Source organism: Burkholderia sp. BC1 (assembly GCF_052683555.1).
Genome location: NZ_JBQYLP010000062.1, coordinates 16,616 through 33,680 on the forward strand (window position 1 = coordinate 16,616; position 17,065 = coordinate 33,680).

The following is a 17,065-nucleotide window of genomic DNA, read 5'->3' on the forward strand; positions in this document are numbered from 1 at the left end:
CACTTCGTTCGACGAAAGGCCCGTGAGGGCCTTTTTTGTTGGCTGCGGCAAGCCCTGTCGCGCGCAACACGTCGAACGGCACGAAGTACGGCGCCCCGCTCACCCCGCTGCGGCTTCCCGGTTTTTGTACGCCGAACACACTGCGGCCGTTTCACGCATAATGCCTGCGACCCCGTTCACGACGAGCCGCCCATGTATCCACCGATCGAACCCTACGCCCACGGCTATCTCGACACCGGCGATGGCCACCGCATCTATTGGGAGCGCTGCGGCAATCCGGCCGGCAAGCCCGCCGTGTTTCTGCACGGCGGCCCCGGCGCCGGTTGCAGCGCCGACCATCGCCGGCTATTCGACCCGCAGCGCTACGACGTGCTGCTGTTCGATCAGCGCGGCTGCGGACGCTCGACGCCGCATGCGAGCCTCGACAACAACACGACCTGGCATCTGGTCGCCGACATCGAACGTCTGCGTGAGATGGTCGGCGCCGAACAGTGGCTCGTGTTCGGCGGCTCGTGGGGCAGCGCGCTGGGTCTCGCATATGCGGAAACGCATCCGGCGCGCGTCAGCGCACTGATCGTGCGCGGCATCTTCACGATGCGACGCGCCGAGCTGCTGTGGTACTACCAGGAAGGTGCCTCGTGGCTGTTTCCCGATCTGTGGGAAGCGTTCATCGCGCCGATTCCGCCGGCGGAGCGCGGCGATCTGATGGCCGCCTACCATCGACGGCTGACGGGCGACGACGAAACGGCCAAGCTCGAGGCCGCCCGTGCGTGGAGCCTGTGGGAAGGCCGCACGATCACGCTGCTGCCCGATCCGGCGCTCGCCGAGCATTTCGCGGACGGCCACTACGCGCTCGCGTTCGCGCGCATCGAGAATCATTACTTCGTGAATCGCGGCTTCGTCGACGAAGGGCAGCTGCTGCGCGACGCGCATCGCCTCGCGGGCATTCCGGGCGTGATCGTTCAGGGGCGTTACGACATCGCGACGCCGGCGCGCACCGCGTGGGAGCTGTCGAAGGCGTGGCCGGACGCGACGCTGGAAATCGTGCCCGACGCCGGGCATGCATACAACGAACCGGGCATCCTGAGCGCGCTGCTCGCGGCGACCGACCGCTTCGCCATGTAGTTCACGCACGAACGCGCGCGGCACGATGCGGCGCCGCGCGCGCCACGCAAGCGCGCACACGACGTCGTCACAACGACGCCTCCACCACCGTTCTCCCGCGAATCGCACGCTCGACGAGCCGCTCGTCGCCGACCTTGCGGATCGCGTCGTCCAGCAGCCCTTCCGGCGCCTCGGTCGCCACCTTCAGCAGCCCGGACAGGCCGCGTGCGTCGAGCACCACCAACGTCTCCATCGAATCGGCGCGGCTTACGAGCACGCGGCGCCACGCCGGGCCGGCGCCGAAGCTTGCGCAAAGCGAAATCGTGTCGTTGCCGAGCGGGTAGTCGAAAGTCTTGATCATGATGGGCCGCCGTTGCATGGAAGGCGCTGCGCGACGGCGCGGCGGCGGCGTGCCGACGCGCCCGCGTGACGGCGGGGGTCGGGCCCGTTCGCCGGCACGATCATGCTATCGACCCAGCATTAACCCGAACTTAAATCGCGCCGAGCCCGTCGCGGCGCGATTGCCTGCCCCCGAGGTAAATGCGTGCCCAATCGGCGCCCGCGAAATGGCAATCAATGTACCCGGAAAGCATTTTTGTTTTTCGTCTGTGCGACAGATCACATTTATTCCCGATAATAGCTCTGATATTAAGTCGTAAACGTTTTCCGACCCGAGCGCATTTTTTACTTCATCAGACTTATTCCAGGGATATTCCGTCCGATCTATCGTCTGGAAATACCTTGTTACAACCGAAATAAAAATTTTGATTTAGCTTTCATCCGGCAGTGTCGTGTAAGGCAACGCACCGACGCCGCCGAATCGTCTGATCCATTCGCTCGCAAAGGCCCGACAGCCGGCGACGAGCGCGCAAATCTTCCTTTTGTCTGCCGTTATTTTTCGGCACGAAATTCCCGCGTTTCGGGACCGTAATTTGCGAGCCGATCCATCTCTACCGGCGCATCCCAGGCACACCGGCAATATCGCCTTTAATCATAATTAAGCGAGAAACTGGGTTTCATCAGATTTCGCATTTAATACAGACCGATAATCCGTCCCATCGGTGCGACACACAGTTGTTTGTTAAAAACCCTTCGTGTATCAATAGCGTGTCGCGAAATTACGCGGGCATTTTTTGTTCTGAATAATCACGCACCCACCGAATCCGGACGGAGGCCGCAATGTCATCCTCGCTTCGCCAACACGCTGGTCCTTTTATCGCGTTGGTCATGTCGGCGCTGTGCGCGGGCGCGTACGCGCAAACGACCGCGACCGCCTCGGCGCCGGATACGGGCCGCTACGTGATTTCGTACGTGTGCGGCGACACGCAGATCGACAGCAGTGCGCCGCTGCCGCCCGACGGCCGCCCGTACAACCTCGGCGTGACCTTCGTGTCCGCGCAGACGGGGCAGCCGCTGTCGAACGTGCAGGTTCGGCTCCGACGGCACGGCCGCGTGCTCGTCGAATTCAACGCAACGGGCCCGCGCTGCCTGTTCAGCCTTCCGGAAGCGAGCTACCGCGTCGAGGGGACGTACGAGGGCTCGATGCAGTTCGCGATCGTCGAAACGGGATCGCTGACCGCGCAGCTGCGATGGTGAACGGCACGCCGTGCCGCCCCACCGGCGAAGCGCGCGACGACGCCGCTCGCCAATAACGACATCGATCAGAGGAGCAGTGAATGACCCGTGCAGAACGACCGGACGACCGTGCCGTCTCCCCGCAGAAGCCGACCTGGGGACCCGGAAAGAACGCCGCATTGAGCATCGTCGCGTTTGCCGCGATCTTCGGCGGCTTCGCGTACATCGAGCGAGATGCGCGCGTCGGTCATGCAGGCGCCTCGCACGACATCTCCGGCGCGGTCGGGAACGCGGCCGACAAGACGGGCAAGGCCGTCGTCGCAGCGGTGTCCGGCGCGCACCCGGCGTCCGCGATCGAGATCGCGCAAAACGCGCCGCCGAGCGCGCCTTCGTCTGCCTCTGCCTCGACATCGGCCGCCGTGCCAGCGGCCGTCTCGAACGCAGGGACCGCGTCGCCGCAGGCGGCCGACGCCGCGTCGACACCCGCGGCGCTCGCCGCGACCCCGCGCACGGGCACGACGTCGAGTCACTCGACGACGCGTCGCCGCGATGCGCATCGGCCGCGCACATCGGTGCTCGCGAGCACGCACAAACGCTCGTATGCCGCGCCGAAGCACGAGCGCTACGCCAGCGATACCGCGCAAATGGAGCCGGCGACCGTGTCGCGCGACGAGGTGGAAGGCGCACGCGCGCTCGCGCGGGCGCGCTGGTGTGCGCAGCTCGATCAGTGGGATTGCGTCGAGCAGAACGCCAGTCGCGCGCTTGCGATCGACCCGATGAACAGCGAGTCGCGCGCATTGCTCGGACAAGCTATCCGCAATCGCCTTTAAGGCGACCTAGCGCAGCCGGGGCCCTAAACCCGGCCGCACGGCAACCGGCGACTCGTGTCGCCGGGTATGCGATCGACGTGATCGTCTCGAAGTGAGGACACACCGTGGCCAACAATCCGAAACAACAATGCACCACCGTCGCTCCGCCGAATCGGCGGATCCTCGTGCACGCGCCGCTCGTCTTGCTGCTCGTCGCATCCGGCTCCTGTTTCGCAGCCGAAAGCGATGCGGACGCCGTCGGCGCCAGCGGCACCGCCGGCACGCAGGGCGCGTCCGAAACCGTGCCGGCGGATGTGCCGACAGCCGGCGCAACGTCGCACGACGCGACGGTGCCCGACACAACGGCGCCCGACGCAACGACGCCCCACGCGACGCCACCGTCCGCACAGCCGCCTACCGCACAGCCGCCCACCGCACCGACGGCGATCGCGCAAGTGTCGGGCACGGCGATGCCGACCGCGCCGAGTCCGACGCCGGCCGGCGCGGCGCCGATGATCGGCGCGCCGTCGATCGAGCGCCCGGACGTAACGCCCCCGCCCCAACAGCCGCCGGAGGCGCAGGCGCCGAACGCCCAGGCGCCGAATCTGCGCACCGCCGACCCCGCGACCGTCCGCAACGACGTGTTCGGGCTCGCGGTCAGCGGCGGCGCGGTCAAGGCGCTCGACGAAGCGAAGGCGCGGCCCGATGCGTTCTCGCCCGTCGATCTCGCCCAACTCGAGGAACTGTCGATCCGCCAGCAGGTACGCGGCGGCCGCGACAAGGCGCGCTCGATGACGAGCGCCGACCGCTTCGACGGCATCGACCAGGCACTGAAGGCCGCGGACGATCTCGACTCGCGCATGCCGGTCACGCCCGAGTATTCGTCGGTGCGCACCGCGCTCGCCGGCGACCGCACGATCGCCTATGCCGCGCGCGGCGACATGAACAAGGCGATCGCGACGTTCGAGACGATTCCGCCCGACGCTGAGATCTCGATCGACGCGCTGGCCGCGGTCGGCGACGCCTATCTCTACGTCAGCGAACCGGGCAAGGCGAGCGCCGTCTACGAGCGCGCGCTGAAACAGGCGAGCGCGCCGGCCGCGGACCGCGCGACGCGCGGCTTCCAGTACGGTTCGCGCACGCGACCCATCGAGCTGCGCGAGGGGCTGTTCTGGTCGTATATCGATCAGGCGCGCGCCGCCGATGCGGGCCGCGTACTGAACGACATCGACACGGCGCTGCCGCCCGCGAGCGAGGTGCATCCGTGGGATCCGGCAAACGAGGACTACCTGCGCTACTACCGGCTGCGCGCGCAGTACCTGATCTACACGGGCCGCGTCGACGAAGGCATCGCGGAGCTCGAGCGGCTCGAAAAGGAGGTGCCGTTCAATGCCGAAGTGCGCTCCGCGCATGCCGACGCCGTGTCCGGACAGTCGCATCCGCGTCAGGCGATGGCGATGTACAAGGCGACGCTGACCGATCACCCGGACAGCGTCGAAATGCGTGCAGGGCTCGGCCGGGCGGCACTGACGGCGGACGACTACGCGACCGCACGCAACGTCGACGAAACGCTCGACAACCTGTTCCCGGACAGCGCCGCGGTGCGCTCGTTCAAGCGCGACTACAACGCCTACCGCAGCCCGGTGTTTACGACCGACATCAGCTACGAACACGGCAACAGCGCGCTGGCCGACAACAGCTTCTCGTCGGACAGCTACATCTACTCGCAGCCGTTCGGCGACAACTGGCGCGTGTTCTCGCACACGTTCTACGGCTTCGCGCAGACCGATACGGGCCGCATCAGCCGCACGCGCACGGGCGTCGGCGGCGACTACCGGCACGGGCCGCTGACGATCCAGGCCGAAGCGACGCGCTCGTTCGGCGGCGACGGCCGCACCGGCGGACGCGGCACGGTGACCTACAACGTCGACGACTACTGGACGCTGAGCGGCGCGGTCGACAGCAACGACAACTCGCTGCCGTGGAAAGCGTACGTCGCGCACATCTGGGGCCGCTCGGCCAATGTCGAGATCGCATACCGGCAGAACGACCGGCGCGAAGTGAAGCTGACCTACGGCGTGAGCCGCTTCAGCGACTCGAACTTCCACCAGGAAATCGCCGCGACCGGCACGCAGCGCGTGTACACGTCCGCGAACCAGCTCGTCAACGTGTCGCTCGGCCTCGGCACCGACAGCAATACGCGGCAGGACACGCCCTACTTCAGTCCGAGACGCGACTACGCGGCGGCCGTCACCGCGATGCATCAAATGACGCTGTGGAAGAAAGGCGACATGTCGCTGCAGCAGCGCCTGTACGCGTCGGGCGGCGCGTTCAACCAGCGCGGCTTCGGCACGAGCGCGCTGTGGAGCGCGCGCCTCGAGCACGCGTGGACGTTCAAGCGCGACATCACGCTCAGCTACGGCATCGAAGTCAGCAGCCATGCGTACGACGGCCAGCGGGAACGCTCGGAAACGGGCTTCCTGTCGGTCAACCTGCCGTTCTAGTAACAGGAGCTCTCCATGCAATCCAGACGGACCTTCATGTGCGGATGCCTCGGGGCATTCGCCGCGTGCTCGTTGTTTCCCGGCGTGACGAAGGCCAAGATGATCGACCTGCTGCCGCCGTCCGACCCGGCCGACGGCAAGACGTTTCGCGTGATTTGCCTGCACGATGTCCGCGACAATCTGCTGTCGACGTTTTCGTCGTCGACGATGGTCGACCCGTTCGCGGTCGACACCGGCACGCTGACCGCGATCTTCTCGTGGCTCGAGACGAACAACTACCACCCGATCACGGTCAAGCAGATCGAGGCGTCGCGCCACGGCGGCAAGCCGCTGCCGCCGCGCGCCGTGCTGCTCACGTTCGACGACGGCTACCGCAGCCACTACACGAAAGTGCTGCCGCTGCTCGAACGCTTCCGCTATCCGGCCGTGATGGGCATCGTCACGTCGTGGATCGATGCGCCGCCCGACGTGCCGATCAAGATCAGCGACAAGGTGTCGGTGCCGCGCGACTACTTCATGTCGTGGGACGACGTGCGCAAGCTCGGCTCGTCGGATCTGATCGAGCTCGCCTGCCACACGCACAATCTGCATCACGGCGCGATCGCAAACCCGCAGGGCAACGAACTGCCGGCCACCACGTCGCACCTGTATCTGCCCGACGAGAAGCGGTACGAAACCGACGAGGAATTTCACGCGCGCGTACGCAACGACCTGCAGACCTGCATCCGCCAGGTGCGCGAGCGCACCGGCATCACCATTCGCTCGATGGTGTGGCCGTACGGCGCGGAGAACCAGCCGGTGCGCGACATCTCGACGTCGCTCGGCATGGATATCCAGTTCAGTCTCGACGCGGGGCCGAACACGCCCGACGTACCGCTCGATCGCCTGCGCCGGATCCTGATGATGTACGACGTCGACATCGGCGGCTTCGAGCGGTCGATGCGCGAGCCGGCGACGAACCGCGGCGTCATCGACGCGGTAGAACGCGTCGTGCAGGTCGATCTCGACCAGGTCTACGACCCGAACCCCGCGCAGCAGGAAAAGAACCTCGGCGTGCTCATCGAGCGCATCTACCGGATGCAGCCGAAATCGGTCTACCTGCAGGCGTACGCGGATCCGAAAGGCACGGGTGTCGCCGAAGCCGTGTACTTCCCGAACCGCCATCTGCCGATGCGCTCGGACCTGTTCTCGCGCGCCGCGTGGCAGCTCAACACGCGCGCGAACGTGCAGGTCTATGCGTGGATGCCGGTGCTCGCGTTCCGGCCGCCGGCGGACAAGCATCGCGGGCTCGAAGCCGTCCGCGCGCTCGACGGTGCGCCGGCCCGCGAGAACGGCTCGCGCGTGTTCCGGCTCAGCCCGTTCGATCCCGATGCGCGGCTCATGATCGAGGAGATCTACGAGGATCTGAGCAAGTACGCGTCGTTCAGCGGCATCCTGTTCAGCGACGATGCGGTGCTCGACGACTACGAGGACGCGAGCCGCCACGCGCTGCGCGCGTACGCGCAATGGGGGCTGCCGGCCGACGTCGCGAAGATCCGCGGCAATCCCGACCTGATGGCGCGCTGGACGCGGCGCAAGACGCGTCATCTGATCGACTTCACGCTGCAGCTCGAAAAGATCGTGCTCTCGCATCAGAACGCGGGCGACGTACTGACCGCGCGCAACATCTTCGCGATGCCGGTGCTGAAGCCCGAGTCCGAAGCGTGGTACGCGCAGAACTACGCGGACTTCCTCGCCACCTACGACTACGTCGCGCTGATGGCGATGCCGTACATGGAACAGGCCGACGATCCCGACCGCTGGCTCGACCGGCTCGTGCGCACCGTGCGCGCGAAACCGAACGGCCTGTCGCGCACGGTGTTCGAGCTGCAGTCGTACGACTGGCACGCGAACAAGAGCATCGGCGCCGACACGCTGCTCGCGCAGATGCGCAGGCTGCGCAGCGAAGGCGCGGTGAACTTCGGGTACTACCCGGACAACTTCCTGAACAACCAGCCGAATCTCGACACGGTGCGCGACGTGATGTCGCTGAAATCGCGTCTCGATCCGACCTCGATCAATGCACTGATGCAGATGCACCGCAACGGGACCAAGACACCATGACCACGCACGGCCTCATTACGAAGCTGCAGGATTTCGTTTTCTACTATCCGTTCTTCATGTCGTACCTGTGGATGATCGGCGGCGTCGTGCACTACTTCCTGCTCGAAGAGGGTCGCGTGCTGTCGAAGCGCAAGATCGCCGCGAGCGGCTTTCCGAAGGTGTCGATCGTCGTGCCGTGCTTCAACGAGGAGGCGAATGCACGCAGCGTGATCGAGCATCTGAACGCGATGGACTATCCGAACTACGACATCATCGCGGTCAACGACGGCAGCAAGGACCGCACCGGCGAAATCCTGAACCAGCTCGCGGTGGAGATTCCGCGGCTGCTCGTGATTCATCACGCGCGCAACGAGGGCAAGGCGGTCGGGCTCACGACCGCGGCCACGATGTCGAACGCCGAGTATCTGCTCTGCATCGACGGCGACTCGCTGCTCGGCCACGATGCGATCGAATGGATGCTCGACCATTTCCTGACCGATCCGGGCGTCGGCGCGGTGACCGGCAATCCGCGCATCCGCACGCGCACGTCGCTGCTCGGCCGCATGCAGGTCGGCGAGTTCTCGTCGATCGTCGGGCTGATCAAGCGCACGCAGCAGGTGTACGGCCGCATCTTCACGGTATCGGGCGTAATCACGATGTTCCGCAAGACCGCCCTCGCCGATGTCGGATTCTGGAGCACCGACATGCTGACCGAGGACATCGACATCAGCTGGAAGCTGCAGTGCAGCGACTGGCGCGTCGTGTACGAGCCGCATGCGCTGAGCTGGATCCTGATGCCGGAAACCGTGAAGGGCCTGTACCGGCAGCGCCTGCGCTGGGCGAAAGGCGGCATCCAGGTGCTGATCAAGTACGCCGGCGCGCTCGCGAAGCCGACGCGGATGATGATGTGGCCGCTGTTCATCGAGTATCTGATCGGCATCGCCTGGGCCTATGCGATGTCGTTCATTCTGCTGCTCGCGCTCGTGGATGTCATCTATCCGCTGCCGCCGAGCTGGCATGTTTCCGTCGTACCGCATTGGCACGGGATGCTGCTGGTCGCCACCTGCATCCTGCAGCTGATCATCGGCAGCATGATCGATCGTCGCTACGACGAGAAGCTGCTGATGTATTTCCTTGACACCGTTTGGTACCCCGTCGCTTTCTGGCTGATCAGCATGATCACTACCGTCGTCGCGCTGCCGGCGGTCGTGCTGCGAGGCCGTGGCAAGCGAGCCGTGTGGGTCAGTCCCGACCGAGGCATTCAACATGAACAACGCACCGATTATTGACCTCTCCCTGCGCACTCCGCGCGAAATGATCGCCGAACGAGGCGGCGTCGTCGGCCCGCTGCTGGTCGCCTGGTTCCGCTTCGGCCGACCTGCGCTCGTCGGCGGCGTATGGGCATCGATCTGCATCTATACGTATCGCTATCTGCTGCCGTTCAACGAAGCGGAGATGCCTATCGAGCAGCTCGTGTTCTACGTGACCTGTATCGCGCTGATCGGCGGCTCGCTGATCACCTGGCTGATCGCCGGGCGCGTCGTGCATCCGCTCGCGTACCGCTTGCGCGTATCGAAGATCCTGCGACGCTCGGCCAGCGTCACGGCGCACTCGGTGCCGGCCGCCCTGCTCACCGGCAACCGGCGACGCAGCGGCACGCCGCGCGCATCGCGCATTCTCGTCGCGTCGCACGACGCGAACGGGTCGATCTGCGGCATCGAATGGATCGCCCACGCGGGGCCGCCGCCGCGCGAATGGGCGACGGGCGAACCTGGAAGCAATGCATGACACGTCTTCCGCGCGGTGCGACCTTGTCGGGACGCCGTCCCGACGCGCCGCGCAGGCAAGCCGGAACCATCTTCTGGACGAGGTGAAAACATGTGCGGAATCGTCGGAGCAAGCGGCCTGAACAATCAGGTGCCGCAATTGGTCAATGCCCTCAGCCGGCTCGAGTATCGCGGCTACGACTCATGCGGGATCGCGGTGCTGCGCGACGGGCGCCTGCGCAGCGAGCGCACGTTGCGGCGCGTCGCCGACTTGCAGGATCGCGTACTGACGCTCGGGCTCGAGGCGCAGACCTGCATCGCCCACACACGCTGGGCGACGCACGGCGCGCCATCGGAGAAAAACGCGCATCCGATCGTGTCGCGCGACACGATCGCGGTCGTGCATAACGGCATCATCGAAAACCACGACACGCTGCGTGCGGAGCTGCGGCAGCGCGGCTACGAGTTCCGTGGCGAGACCGATACCGAGGTGATCGCGCATCTCGTGCACAGCCTCTATCGCGGCGATCTGTTCGACGCGGTGCGGCGCGCGGTCAAGCGGCTGCACGGCGCGTATGCGATCGCCGTGCTGAGCGCGCACGAACCGCAGCGGCTCGTGGCCGCCCGCGCGGGCTCGCCGCTCGTGATCGGCATCGGCGCGACGCAGAACTATCTGGCATCGGACTGCGCGGCGCTCGGCGATCTGACCGACCGCTTCGTCTATCTCGAAGACGGCGACGTCGCGCTGATCACGCCGGATCGCATCGACGTCGTCGATGCGTTCGGCGAAGAAGCGCGCCGCCCGCTGTGCGAAGTGCGCGCGCGCGACAGCGATGCCGCGCTCGGCCCGTACCAGCACTTCATGCAGAAGGAGATTTTCGAGCAACCGAAGGCGATCGAGAACACGCTCGAAGGGATCGAGGAAATCTCGCCCGCCCTCTTCGACGCGCACGCGGACACGCGCGCGCTGCTGTCGAAAGTGAAAAGCGTGCTGCTGCTCGGCTGCGGCACCAGCTATTACGCGGGGCTCACCGCGAAATACTGGCTCGAGTCGATCGCCGGCGTGCCCGCGCAGGTCGAGATCGCGAGCGAATACCGCTATCGCGATGCGGTTGCCGATCCGCGCACGCTCGTCGTCGGCATTTCGCAGTCCGGCGAGACGGCCGACACGATCGGCGCGCTCGAACGCGCGCGCACGACGGGCCAGGATCTGTCGATGGCGATCTGCAACGTCGCGACGAGCACGATCGCGCGCAACTCGCCGTTGCGCTTTTTGACGCGCGCCGGCGCGGAGCTCGGTGTCGCGTCGACGAAGGCGTTCACGACGCAGCTCGTCGCGCTGTACCTGCTGACGCTCACGCTCGCGCAGATGCGCGGCCGGCTCGATCCGGCACAGGCGGCCGAACGACTGCAGCAGCTGCATGCGCTACCCGCGCGCATCGGCCATGCGCTCGCGCTCGAGACGCAGATCATGGGCTGGGCCGAAAAGTTCGCGAAGAGCGAGAACGCGCTGTTCCTCGGGCGCGGCATTCATTTCCCGATCGCGATGGAAGGCGCGCTGAAGCTGAAGGAGGTGTCGTACATCCACGCGGAAGGCTATCCGGCCGGCGAGCTCAAGCACGGCCCGCTCGCGCTCGTCACGAGCGCGATGCCGGTCGTCACGATCGCGCCCGACGACCAGCTGTTCCAGAAGCTCAAGTCGAACATGGCCGAGGTGCGCGCGCGCGGCGGGCGGCTGTACGTGCTCGCCGGCGATCAGCTCGAACTCGAGGCCGATCGCGACACGCATCTGATCCGCGTGCGCGAATCGGGCGATGCGCTGTCGCCGATCGTCAACGTGATCCCGTTGCAGCTGCTCGCGTATCACGTCGGCTGCGCGCGCGGCGCGGACGTCGACAAGCCGCGCAACCTCGCGAAATCGGTGACGGTCGAATGACGGCGCCGCGCGTCGCCACCTCGGCCGGCGCGCGGCCGGGCGCCGGCCGTCGCGCCGCGGCATGGATCGCCGCGTCGATCGTCTGCAGCGCATGCTGCGTCGGCGCGGCGCCGCCGGCCGCGCGCGCCGGCGCACCGGTCGTGCACACGGTGACCGTCGATCCGAACGGCACGGCGAAGGATACCGGCGACCCGCGCCGCTTCATGCACGGCATCGGCGTCGCCGATGCGGGCAACGGCAAGCGCTGGGTGTTCTTCAGCAGTTCGGGGCGCGTGCCGCGCGGCGCGATGAAAGACGGCAACTGGCCGCACGACGTGTACGTCGGTCTGTGGAGCCCGGGCCAGCCGCGCATCGCGCGCGTGCGCACGTTCATCAGCCGCCCGGAGGCGCAGGAGCCCGTGTCGATCGCGCAGAACGCGCGCGGCGACATCTTCGTCACGTTCGAGGACGGCTGGAACACGCCGCAGGTCGTGAACCAGCGCTACGGGATTTACCGGCGCGACCTGCGGCCGATCAAGCCCTATCCGAACGACGTCGAAGCGGGCGGCCACTCGGGCCACGTCGCGACCGCGTCGGACCGCTTCGTCGTGTTCTATTCGGAAGGCTGGGTCGACGGCGGCGGAGTGGACAATCTCGGCACCGGCAACGGCGTCTACGTGAAGACGTACGACGCGACCGGCCGCGTGCTGAACCACGTCCCCGTCGTCGCGCATCGCCGCGAATGGTGGCCGATGATCGCGGGCTCGCCGGGCAAGGCGCTGCTGCTCTGGCAGAAATTCATTCCGGGCAGCACCGACGCAACGCTCGAAGCGGCGATGTTCGATCCGGTATCCGCGCAGCTCGACAAGCTCGGCACGCTGAACGACGCGATCCAGTACTACGTCTACTCGGCCGCTTACGTGCCGGCGATCGACCGCTTCATCGTCGTGACGACGACCTCGGCTGGCCGCGGCGTCGCCATGCTCGTCGCGCCGGACGGTCAGCGCACCGCGACGCTCGACTGCCTGCCCGCGTCGGTGCGTGAAGCGCAGATCGGCGTCGATGGATCACGCGCCTACGTGCCGACGCGCGACGGGCGGCTGCTGACGTTGACGCTCGGGCCTGCCGCGATCGCCGTGACCGGCTCGCAGCGCTCGCCGATTCCGTGGGGCTCGACCGGCATCGCGGCGTTCCGCGCGAACGGCGACGCGATGCATTTCGTGTCGCTGACGGCGTCGGGGGCGCGCGAAGCCGACTTCCGGCCGGTGCAGAATACGTCGCTGTCGGCCGCGGATACGCAATGCTCGACGCATTGAGTGTGCGTGTGCGCGGACCTGCGTCGCGGTGGCGCGGGCCGCGCACAGCCGCCACGGTCAGCGCACGTCCGCATGCGCGCCTGCCTCGCCGAATCGCGCGATGCAGTGCCAGACCCATTTCGCCGTCTGGTAGTCGAGCGTGCGTTCGCGCGCGCGGCCCAGCACGGCCGGCGTCACGACGCCGTCGACGGCGATGCGCGCGATCGCCTCGGCCGCCGCGCGGCCGCGGAACGCGTCGCACTCGGCGAGCCGGTCCACCAACAGCCGGAAGCCGCGATGCCATTCGACTTGGCACCCGGCGCGCCACGCGGCGGCTTCGATGCGCGTGCCGCGATAGGAGGGATCGAGCACGAGTGCGTCGACGTCTTCCGCGAGCCGGATCATACCGTGCACATGTGCTTCGATGTAGTTGTCGAGCAGCGGATCGAGGCCGTCGCGATTGCCGTCCGCGAGTGCGATCAACGCCGAGCAGTCGTGAATCGCGAAATGCGTCGGCCGGTAATAGCTGTCCGGATAGCAGAACGTCGTTCGCGAGTGTACGTGGCGACGCATGCGCAGATGGCACGACCCGAAACGCCTCGACCCGCCGACGGGATCGAGACGATGGTTCAGCGCGCCGTACTTCGGTCGCAGCGCGGGGTCGGCGGCGTCGTACGCGCGCCCGAACATCCGGCTTTCCCAGATCCAGCGATCGCCGCCCGGATGTGCGCTCAGGCCGCCATTGCTCGTCGCGGTTTCGAACTGCGATCGATAGACGCCGTCGCGGACGATCCGCTCGAGCGTGCTTTCGCCGTCGACCGGCACGTCCGGATGAAAGTTGAGCGTCACCGGGAATTCGCTGGCGCACGGCCCCGGCGGCCAGAATCGGCGGATATGGGCGAGCGCGCGGTCTGCTGGCGTTTCCATGTGCATCTTCGACGACATCGTGAGATCGGAAATACGGAGCCGATCGTTGCAGACGCACCGGCCTCCTTCGAAGCGCCATCGTACATCGCGGTCATCGAAATCGGGATCGCGGGCAGCGCGCGAAGCGGATAGACTGTCGCCCGACCCGTTTCGTCACCCGCGGCCGCGCGCATCGCGCCGCCCGCAACGCCCCTTCCCGGAGAACGAATGCTGATGCGTCGGTGGTTTTCGCTTCTGCTGCTGATCCTCTACGCGATCGGCCCTCGCGCGCTCGCGCAGTCCGCGCCGGCGCTCGAACTCGATATCGACGGCACGCCGCGGATGCTGACGCCGCAAGCGCTGCTCGCGCGCGCCGACGCCACCGACATCCACGTGCCGCAAGACATCGCATACGGTCGCCCGATGACGTTCCGCGCGGTGCCGTTCGTGAACCTGTTCGGCGGTGCGCCGCTGCCGGCCGACGGCGTGCTCGAAACGCGCGCCGCCGACGGCTTCGCCGCGCAGTTGCCGCTCGATCTCGTGCGCCGCGGCGCGGCGGGCGGCGCGGTCGCGTGGCTCGCGGTCGAGGATCCGTCGCGCCCGTGGCCGAAGCTGCCCGGCAAGCCCGTGAGCGCCGGGCCGTTCTATCTCGTGTGGTTGGGGCCGCACGCGTCGTCGGTGCGCGGCGAACAGTGGCCGTATCAGATCGTGCGGATTACCGTCGAATCGGCGCCGCTCGCACGCTGGCCGTCGCTCGCCGTCGATCCGTCCGTGCCGACAAGCGACCCCGCGCGCGCGGGCCAGCGCCTGTTCGTCACGCAATGCCTCGCGTGCCACCGGATCGACGGCGCCGGCAGCAGCCACGCGGGCCCCGACCTGAACGCGCCGATGAACCCCGTCGACTATTTCCAGCCGGCCGCGCTGCGCCGCTATATCCGCAACCCGGCGTCGGTGCGCGACTGGCCGGGCCGCGCGATGCCGGCGTTCCCGCCGGCGCAGCTGAGCGATCGCGAACTCGACGAGATCGTCGCGTATCTGACCTACGTCGCACGCCGCAAAGCGCCGCGCTAGCGGCAGCCGACGCCGTTACGCGCCGGTTTCCTGCGCGCTTTTGAGCACCGCGCGCAGCAGCACGTCCGCACCGGCGGTCGCCCACTCCGGCGTGATCGCTTCGGCTTCGTTGTGGCTCAGACCGTCGACGCACGGCACGAAAATCATCCCGGTCGGCGCGACGCGCGCGATATAGCACGCATCGTGGCCCGCGCCGGACACGATATCCATGTGCGACAGCCCGAGCGATTCGGCCGCGTCGCGCACCGCGTCGATGCAGGCCGCCGCGAACGGCACCGGCGGATACGTGAAGATCTGTTCGATCTGCGCGCCAAGCCCGGTTTCGGCGGCCAGACGCGTCAGCTCCGCACGCAACGCCGCATCGAGTTCGTCGAGCACGGCGTCGTCCGGATGACGGAACTCGACCGTGAAGAAGCAGCCGCCCGGCACCGTGTTGCGCGAGTTCGGCCGTGCGTCGATCATGCCGACCGTCGCGCGCGCGTGCGGCGCATGGCGGCGGCCCAGTGCATCGACGAACGCGATCATCCGCGCCGCGCCGACCAGCGCATCGCGGCGAAATTCCATCGGCGTCGTGCCGGCGTGCGCATCGATGCCCGTCAGCGTCACCTCGTACCAGCGCTGGCCCTGTCCGGCCGTCACGACGCCGATCGTCTTGCCCGCGCGTTCGAGAATCGCGCCCTGCTCGATATGCAGTTCGTAGGCGGCATGCACGGGATAGCCGCCGACCGGCTCGGCGCCCGCATAGCCGATGCGCTCCAGTTCGTCGCCGATCGTCCTGCCCGCCGCGTCGGTGCGCGACAGCCCGTATTCGAGCGAATAGACGCCCGCGAACACGCCGGCCGACACCATCGCCGGCGCGAAGCGCGAGCCCTCCTCGTTGGTCCAGATCACGACGTCGATCGGCCGTTCGGTCTCGATGCCCGCGTCGTTCAGCGCGCGCACGACTTCGAGGCCGCCGAGCACGCCGTAGATGCCGTCGTAGCGGCCGCCGGTCGGCTGCGAATCGGCGTGCGAACCCGTCATCACGGGTGCCGCATCGGCGCGGCGGCCCGCGCGCCGCGCGAACACGTTGCCCATCTTGTCGACGCGCACCGTGCAGCCCGCGTCGCGCGCCCACTGCACGAACAGGTCGCGCGACTCGCGATCGAGATCGGTCAGTGCGAGCCGGCAGACACCGCCCTTCGGCGTCGCGCCGATCTGCGCCATCCGTTCGAGCGACGCCCAGAGTCGCTCGCCGTCGACACGTGGCCCCGCTGCGCGGCGGCCCGCTTGCGCTTCGTCACGCATCGCCGGCCTCCTGCGCGCTGCCCTGCGGCGCCGGTTGCAGCGCGTAGCGGAAATCGCAGCGCTTTCCGCCCTGCATGATCGTGCTCGTGCGCGTCAGCGCGATGCGCGGATCGTAGCCCTGGATGAAGTAGCTGTCGCGCGCGCAGCTGAGCAGATGCCCGATCTCGCCGAGCCCCATCGCGTGATACATCTCCGCATAGCTGCAGCGATGGACGTCGTAGTCGTAGTGCGCATCGTCCGCGCGCCGCACTTCGACGTCGAGCGCATCGTCCTTCTCCCACAGCACCTGCAGCGCGATGAACGACTTCACGCTCGTGCCGTGCGGCTCCTGGGCGGCGAACGTGCGGCCCGCGTCGACCGCCGCGCCGCGCACGGCTTCCGCGATCACGGCCTGCGCGCGCTCGGTGCCGAATTCGCGCTTCATGATCTCGTAGATCGGCTTGATGATTTCGGCTTCGATGCGGCGTCGCGCGAGGATGCCGAGGCGCGTGTCTTCGGGGGTGGTCGGTGTCTTGGTGGGTTCGTTCATGGCATTGTCTCGTGTCGATCCGAGTTAGCGCTTCAGCGCTTACTCGGATCCCATGCAAAGCTGTCGGCCCGAGTTGGCGCTTTAGCGCTTACTCGGGCCCCATGCAAAGCTGTCGGCCCGAGTTGGCGCTTCAGCGCTTACTCGGATCCCATGCAAAGCTGTCGGTCCCAGTTAGGGAAACGCTGATTTATTCGGCTCGGCGGTCATCGCAGACGTAGCCGA

Annotated in this window: 14 protein-coding genes; 10 read left to right on the plus strand and 4 right to left on the minus strand. The window is 67.2% G+C overall.

Annotated features, from left to right (window positions below; genetic code table 11):
* The first annotated feature begins 192 nt into the window (after positions 1 to 192).
* Entirely contained in the window at positions 193 to 1,125 is a 933-nt protein-coding gene (pip, locus tag ACSHSS_RS23850) for a prolyl aminopeptidase (protein WP_105756251.1), read from the plus strand.
* A gap of 67 nt (positions 1,126 to 1,192) precedes the next feature.
* Here the strand turns inward: pip and ACSHSS_RS23855 are convergent, their stop codons facing one another.
* A complete protein-coding gene (locus tag ACSHSS_RS23855) occupies positions 1,193 to 1,465 on the minus strand; it encodes a hypothetical protein (RefSeq protein ID WP_006399824.1) in 273 nt (90 codons plus the stop codon).
* Between the two features lie 818 nt (positions 1,466 to 2,283).
* On the opposite strand from ACSHSS_RS23855, the gene ACSHSS_RS23860 reads away from it, so the two are divergent.
* From ACSHSS_RS23860 to ACSHSS_RS23895, 8 genes are all read left to right on the plus strand, one after another.
* Positions 2,284 to 2,700, plus strand: a complete 417-nt coding sequence (locus ACSHSS_RS23860) for a hypothetical protein (RefSeq protein ID WP_035954607.1) — start codon at positions 2,284 to 2,286, stop codon at positions 2,698 to 2,700.
* A gap of 158 nt (positions 2,701 to 2,858) precedes the next feature.
* On the plus strand, positions 2,859 to 3,509 hold the full coding sequence (locus tag ACSHSS_RS23865; RefSeq protein ID WP_445545627.1) for a hypothetical protein: 651 nt from the start codon (positions 2,859 to 2,861) through the stop codon (positions 3,507 to 3,509).
* Between the two features lie 104 nt (positions 3,510 to 3,613).
* On the plus strand, positions 3,614 to 5,992 hold the full coding sequence (gene pgaA, locus ACSHSS_RS23870; protein ID WP_445545623.1) for a poly-beta-1,6 N-acetyl-D-glucosamine export porin PgaA: 2,379 nt from the start codon (positions 3,614 to 3,616) through the stop codon (positions 5,990 to 5,992).
* A gap of 15 nt (positions 5,993 to 6,007) precedes the next feature.
* Positions 6,008 to 8,095: a poly-beta-1,6-N-acetyl-D-glucosamine N-deacetylase PgaB gene (pgaB, locus tag ACSHSS_RS23875; RefSeq protein WP_105841783.1), complete on the plus strand. Its 2,088-nt coding sequence runs from the start codon at positions 6,008 to 6,010 to the stop codon at positions 8,093 to 8,095.
* Positions 8,092 to 9,363, plus strand: coding sequence for a poly-beta-1,6-N-acetyl-D-glucosamine synthase (pgaC, locus tag ACSHSS_RS23880; protein WP_035954595.1), 1,272 nt, complete (start codon positions 8,092 to 8,094; stop codon positions 9,361 to 9,363). Before pgaB ends, pgaC begins: the two co-directional genes overlap by 4 nt.
* A complete protein-coding gene (locus ACSHSS_RS23885) occupies positions 9,341 to 9,862 on the plus strand; it encodes a hypothetical protein (protein ID WP_006403825.1) in 522 nt (173 codons plus the stop codon). Before pgaC ends, ACSHSS_RS23885 begins: the two co-directional genes overlap by 23 nt.
* Positions 9,863 to 9,952: 90 nt before the next feature.
* Positions 9,953 to 11,776, plus strand: a complete 1,824-nt coding sequence (gene glmS, locus ACSHSS_RS23890; protein WP_445545624.1) for a glutamine--fructose-6-phosphate transaminase (isomerizing) — start codon at positions 9,953 to 9,955, stop codon at positions 11,774 to 11,776.
* A complete protein-coding gene (locus ACSHSS_RS23895) occupies positions 11,773 to 13,071 on the plus strand; it encodes a hypothetical protein (RefSeq protein WP_060111604.1) in 1,299 nt (432 codons plus the stop codon). The genes glmS and ACSHSS_RS23895 overlap by 4 nt, the downstream gene beginning before the upstream one ends.
* Positions 13,072 to 13,128: 57 nt before the next feature.
* Here the strand turns inward: ACSHSS_RS23895 and ACSHSS_RS23900 are convergent, their stop codons facing one another.
* Positions 13,129 to 13,977: a DUF3626 domain-containing protein gene (locus ACSHSS_RS23900; RefSeq protein WP_445545625.1), complete on the minus strand. Its 849-nt coding sequence runs from the start codon at positions 13,975 to 13,977 to the stop codon at positions 13,129 to 13,131.
* Between the two features lie 207 nt (positions 13,978 to 14,184).
* Here ACSHSS_RS23900 and ACSHSS_RS23905 point away from each other — a divergent pair, with 207 nt between their 5' ends.
* On the plus strand, positions 14,185 to 15,027 hold the full coding sequence (locus tag ACSHSS_RS23905; RefSeq protein WP_445545626.1) for a c-type cytochrome: 843 nt from the start codon (positions 14,185 to 14,187) through the stop codon (positions 15,025 to 15,027).
* A gap of 15 nt (positions 15,028 to 15,042) precedes the next feature.
* Here ACSHSS_RS23905 and ACSHSS_RS23910 read toward each other — a convergent pair whose 3' ends face one another.
* Entirely contained in the window at positions 15,043 to 16,314 is a 1,272-nt protein-coding gene (locus tag ACSHSS_RS23910) for a Zn-dependent hydrolase (protein ID WP_059782855.1), read from the minus strand.
* Positions 16,307 to 16,843, minus strand: a complete 537-nt coding sequence (locus ACSHSS_RS23915) for an L-2-amino-thiazoline-4-carboxylic acid hydrolase (RefSeq protein ID WP_059782853.1) — start codon at positions 16,841 to 16,843, stop codon at positions 16,307 to 16,309. Before ACSHSS_RS23915 ends, ACSHSS_RS23910 begins: the two co-directional genes overlap by 8 nt.
* Between the last annotated feature and the right edge of the window lie 222 nt (positions 16,844 to 17,065).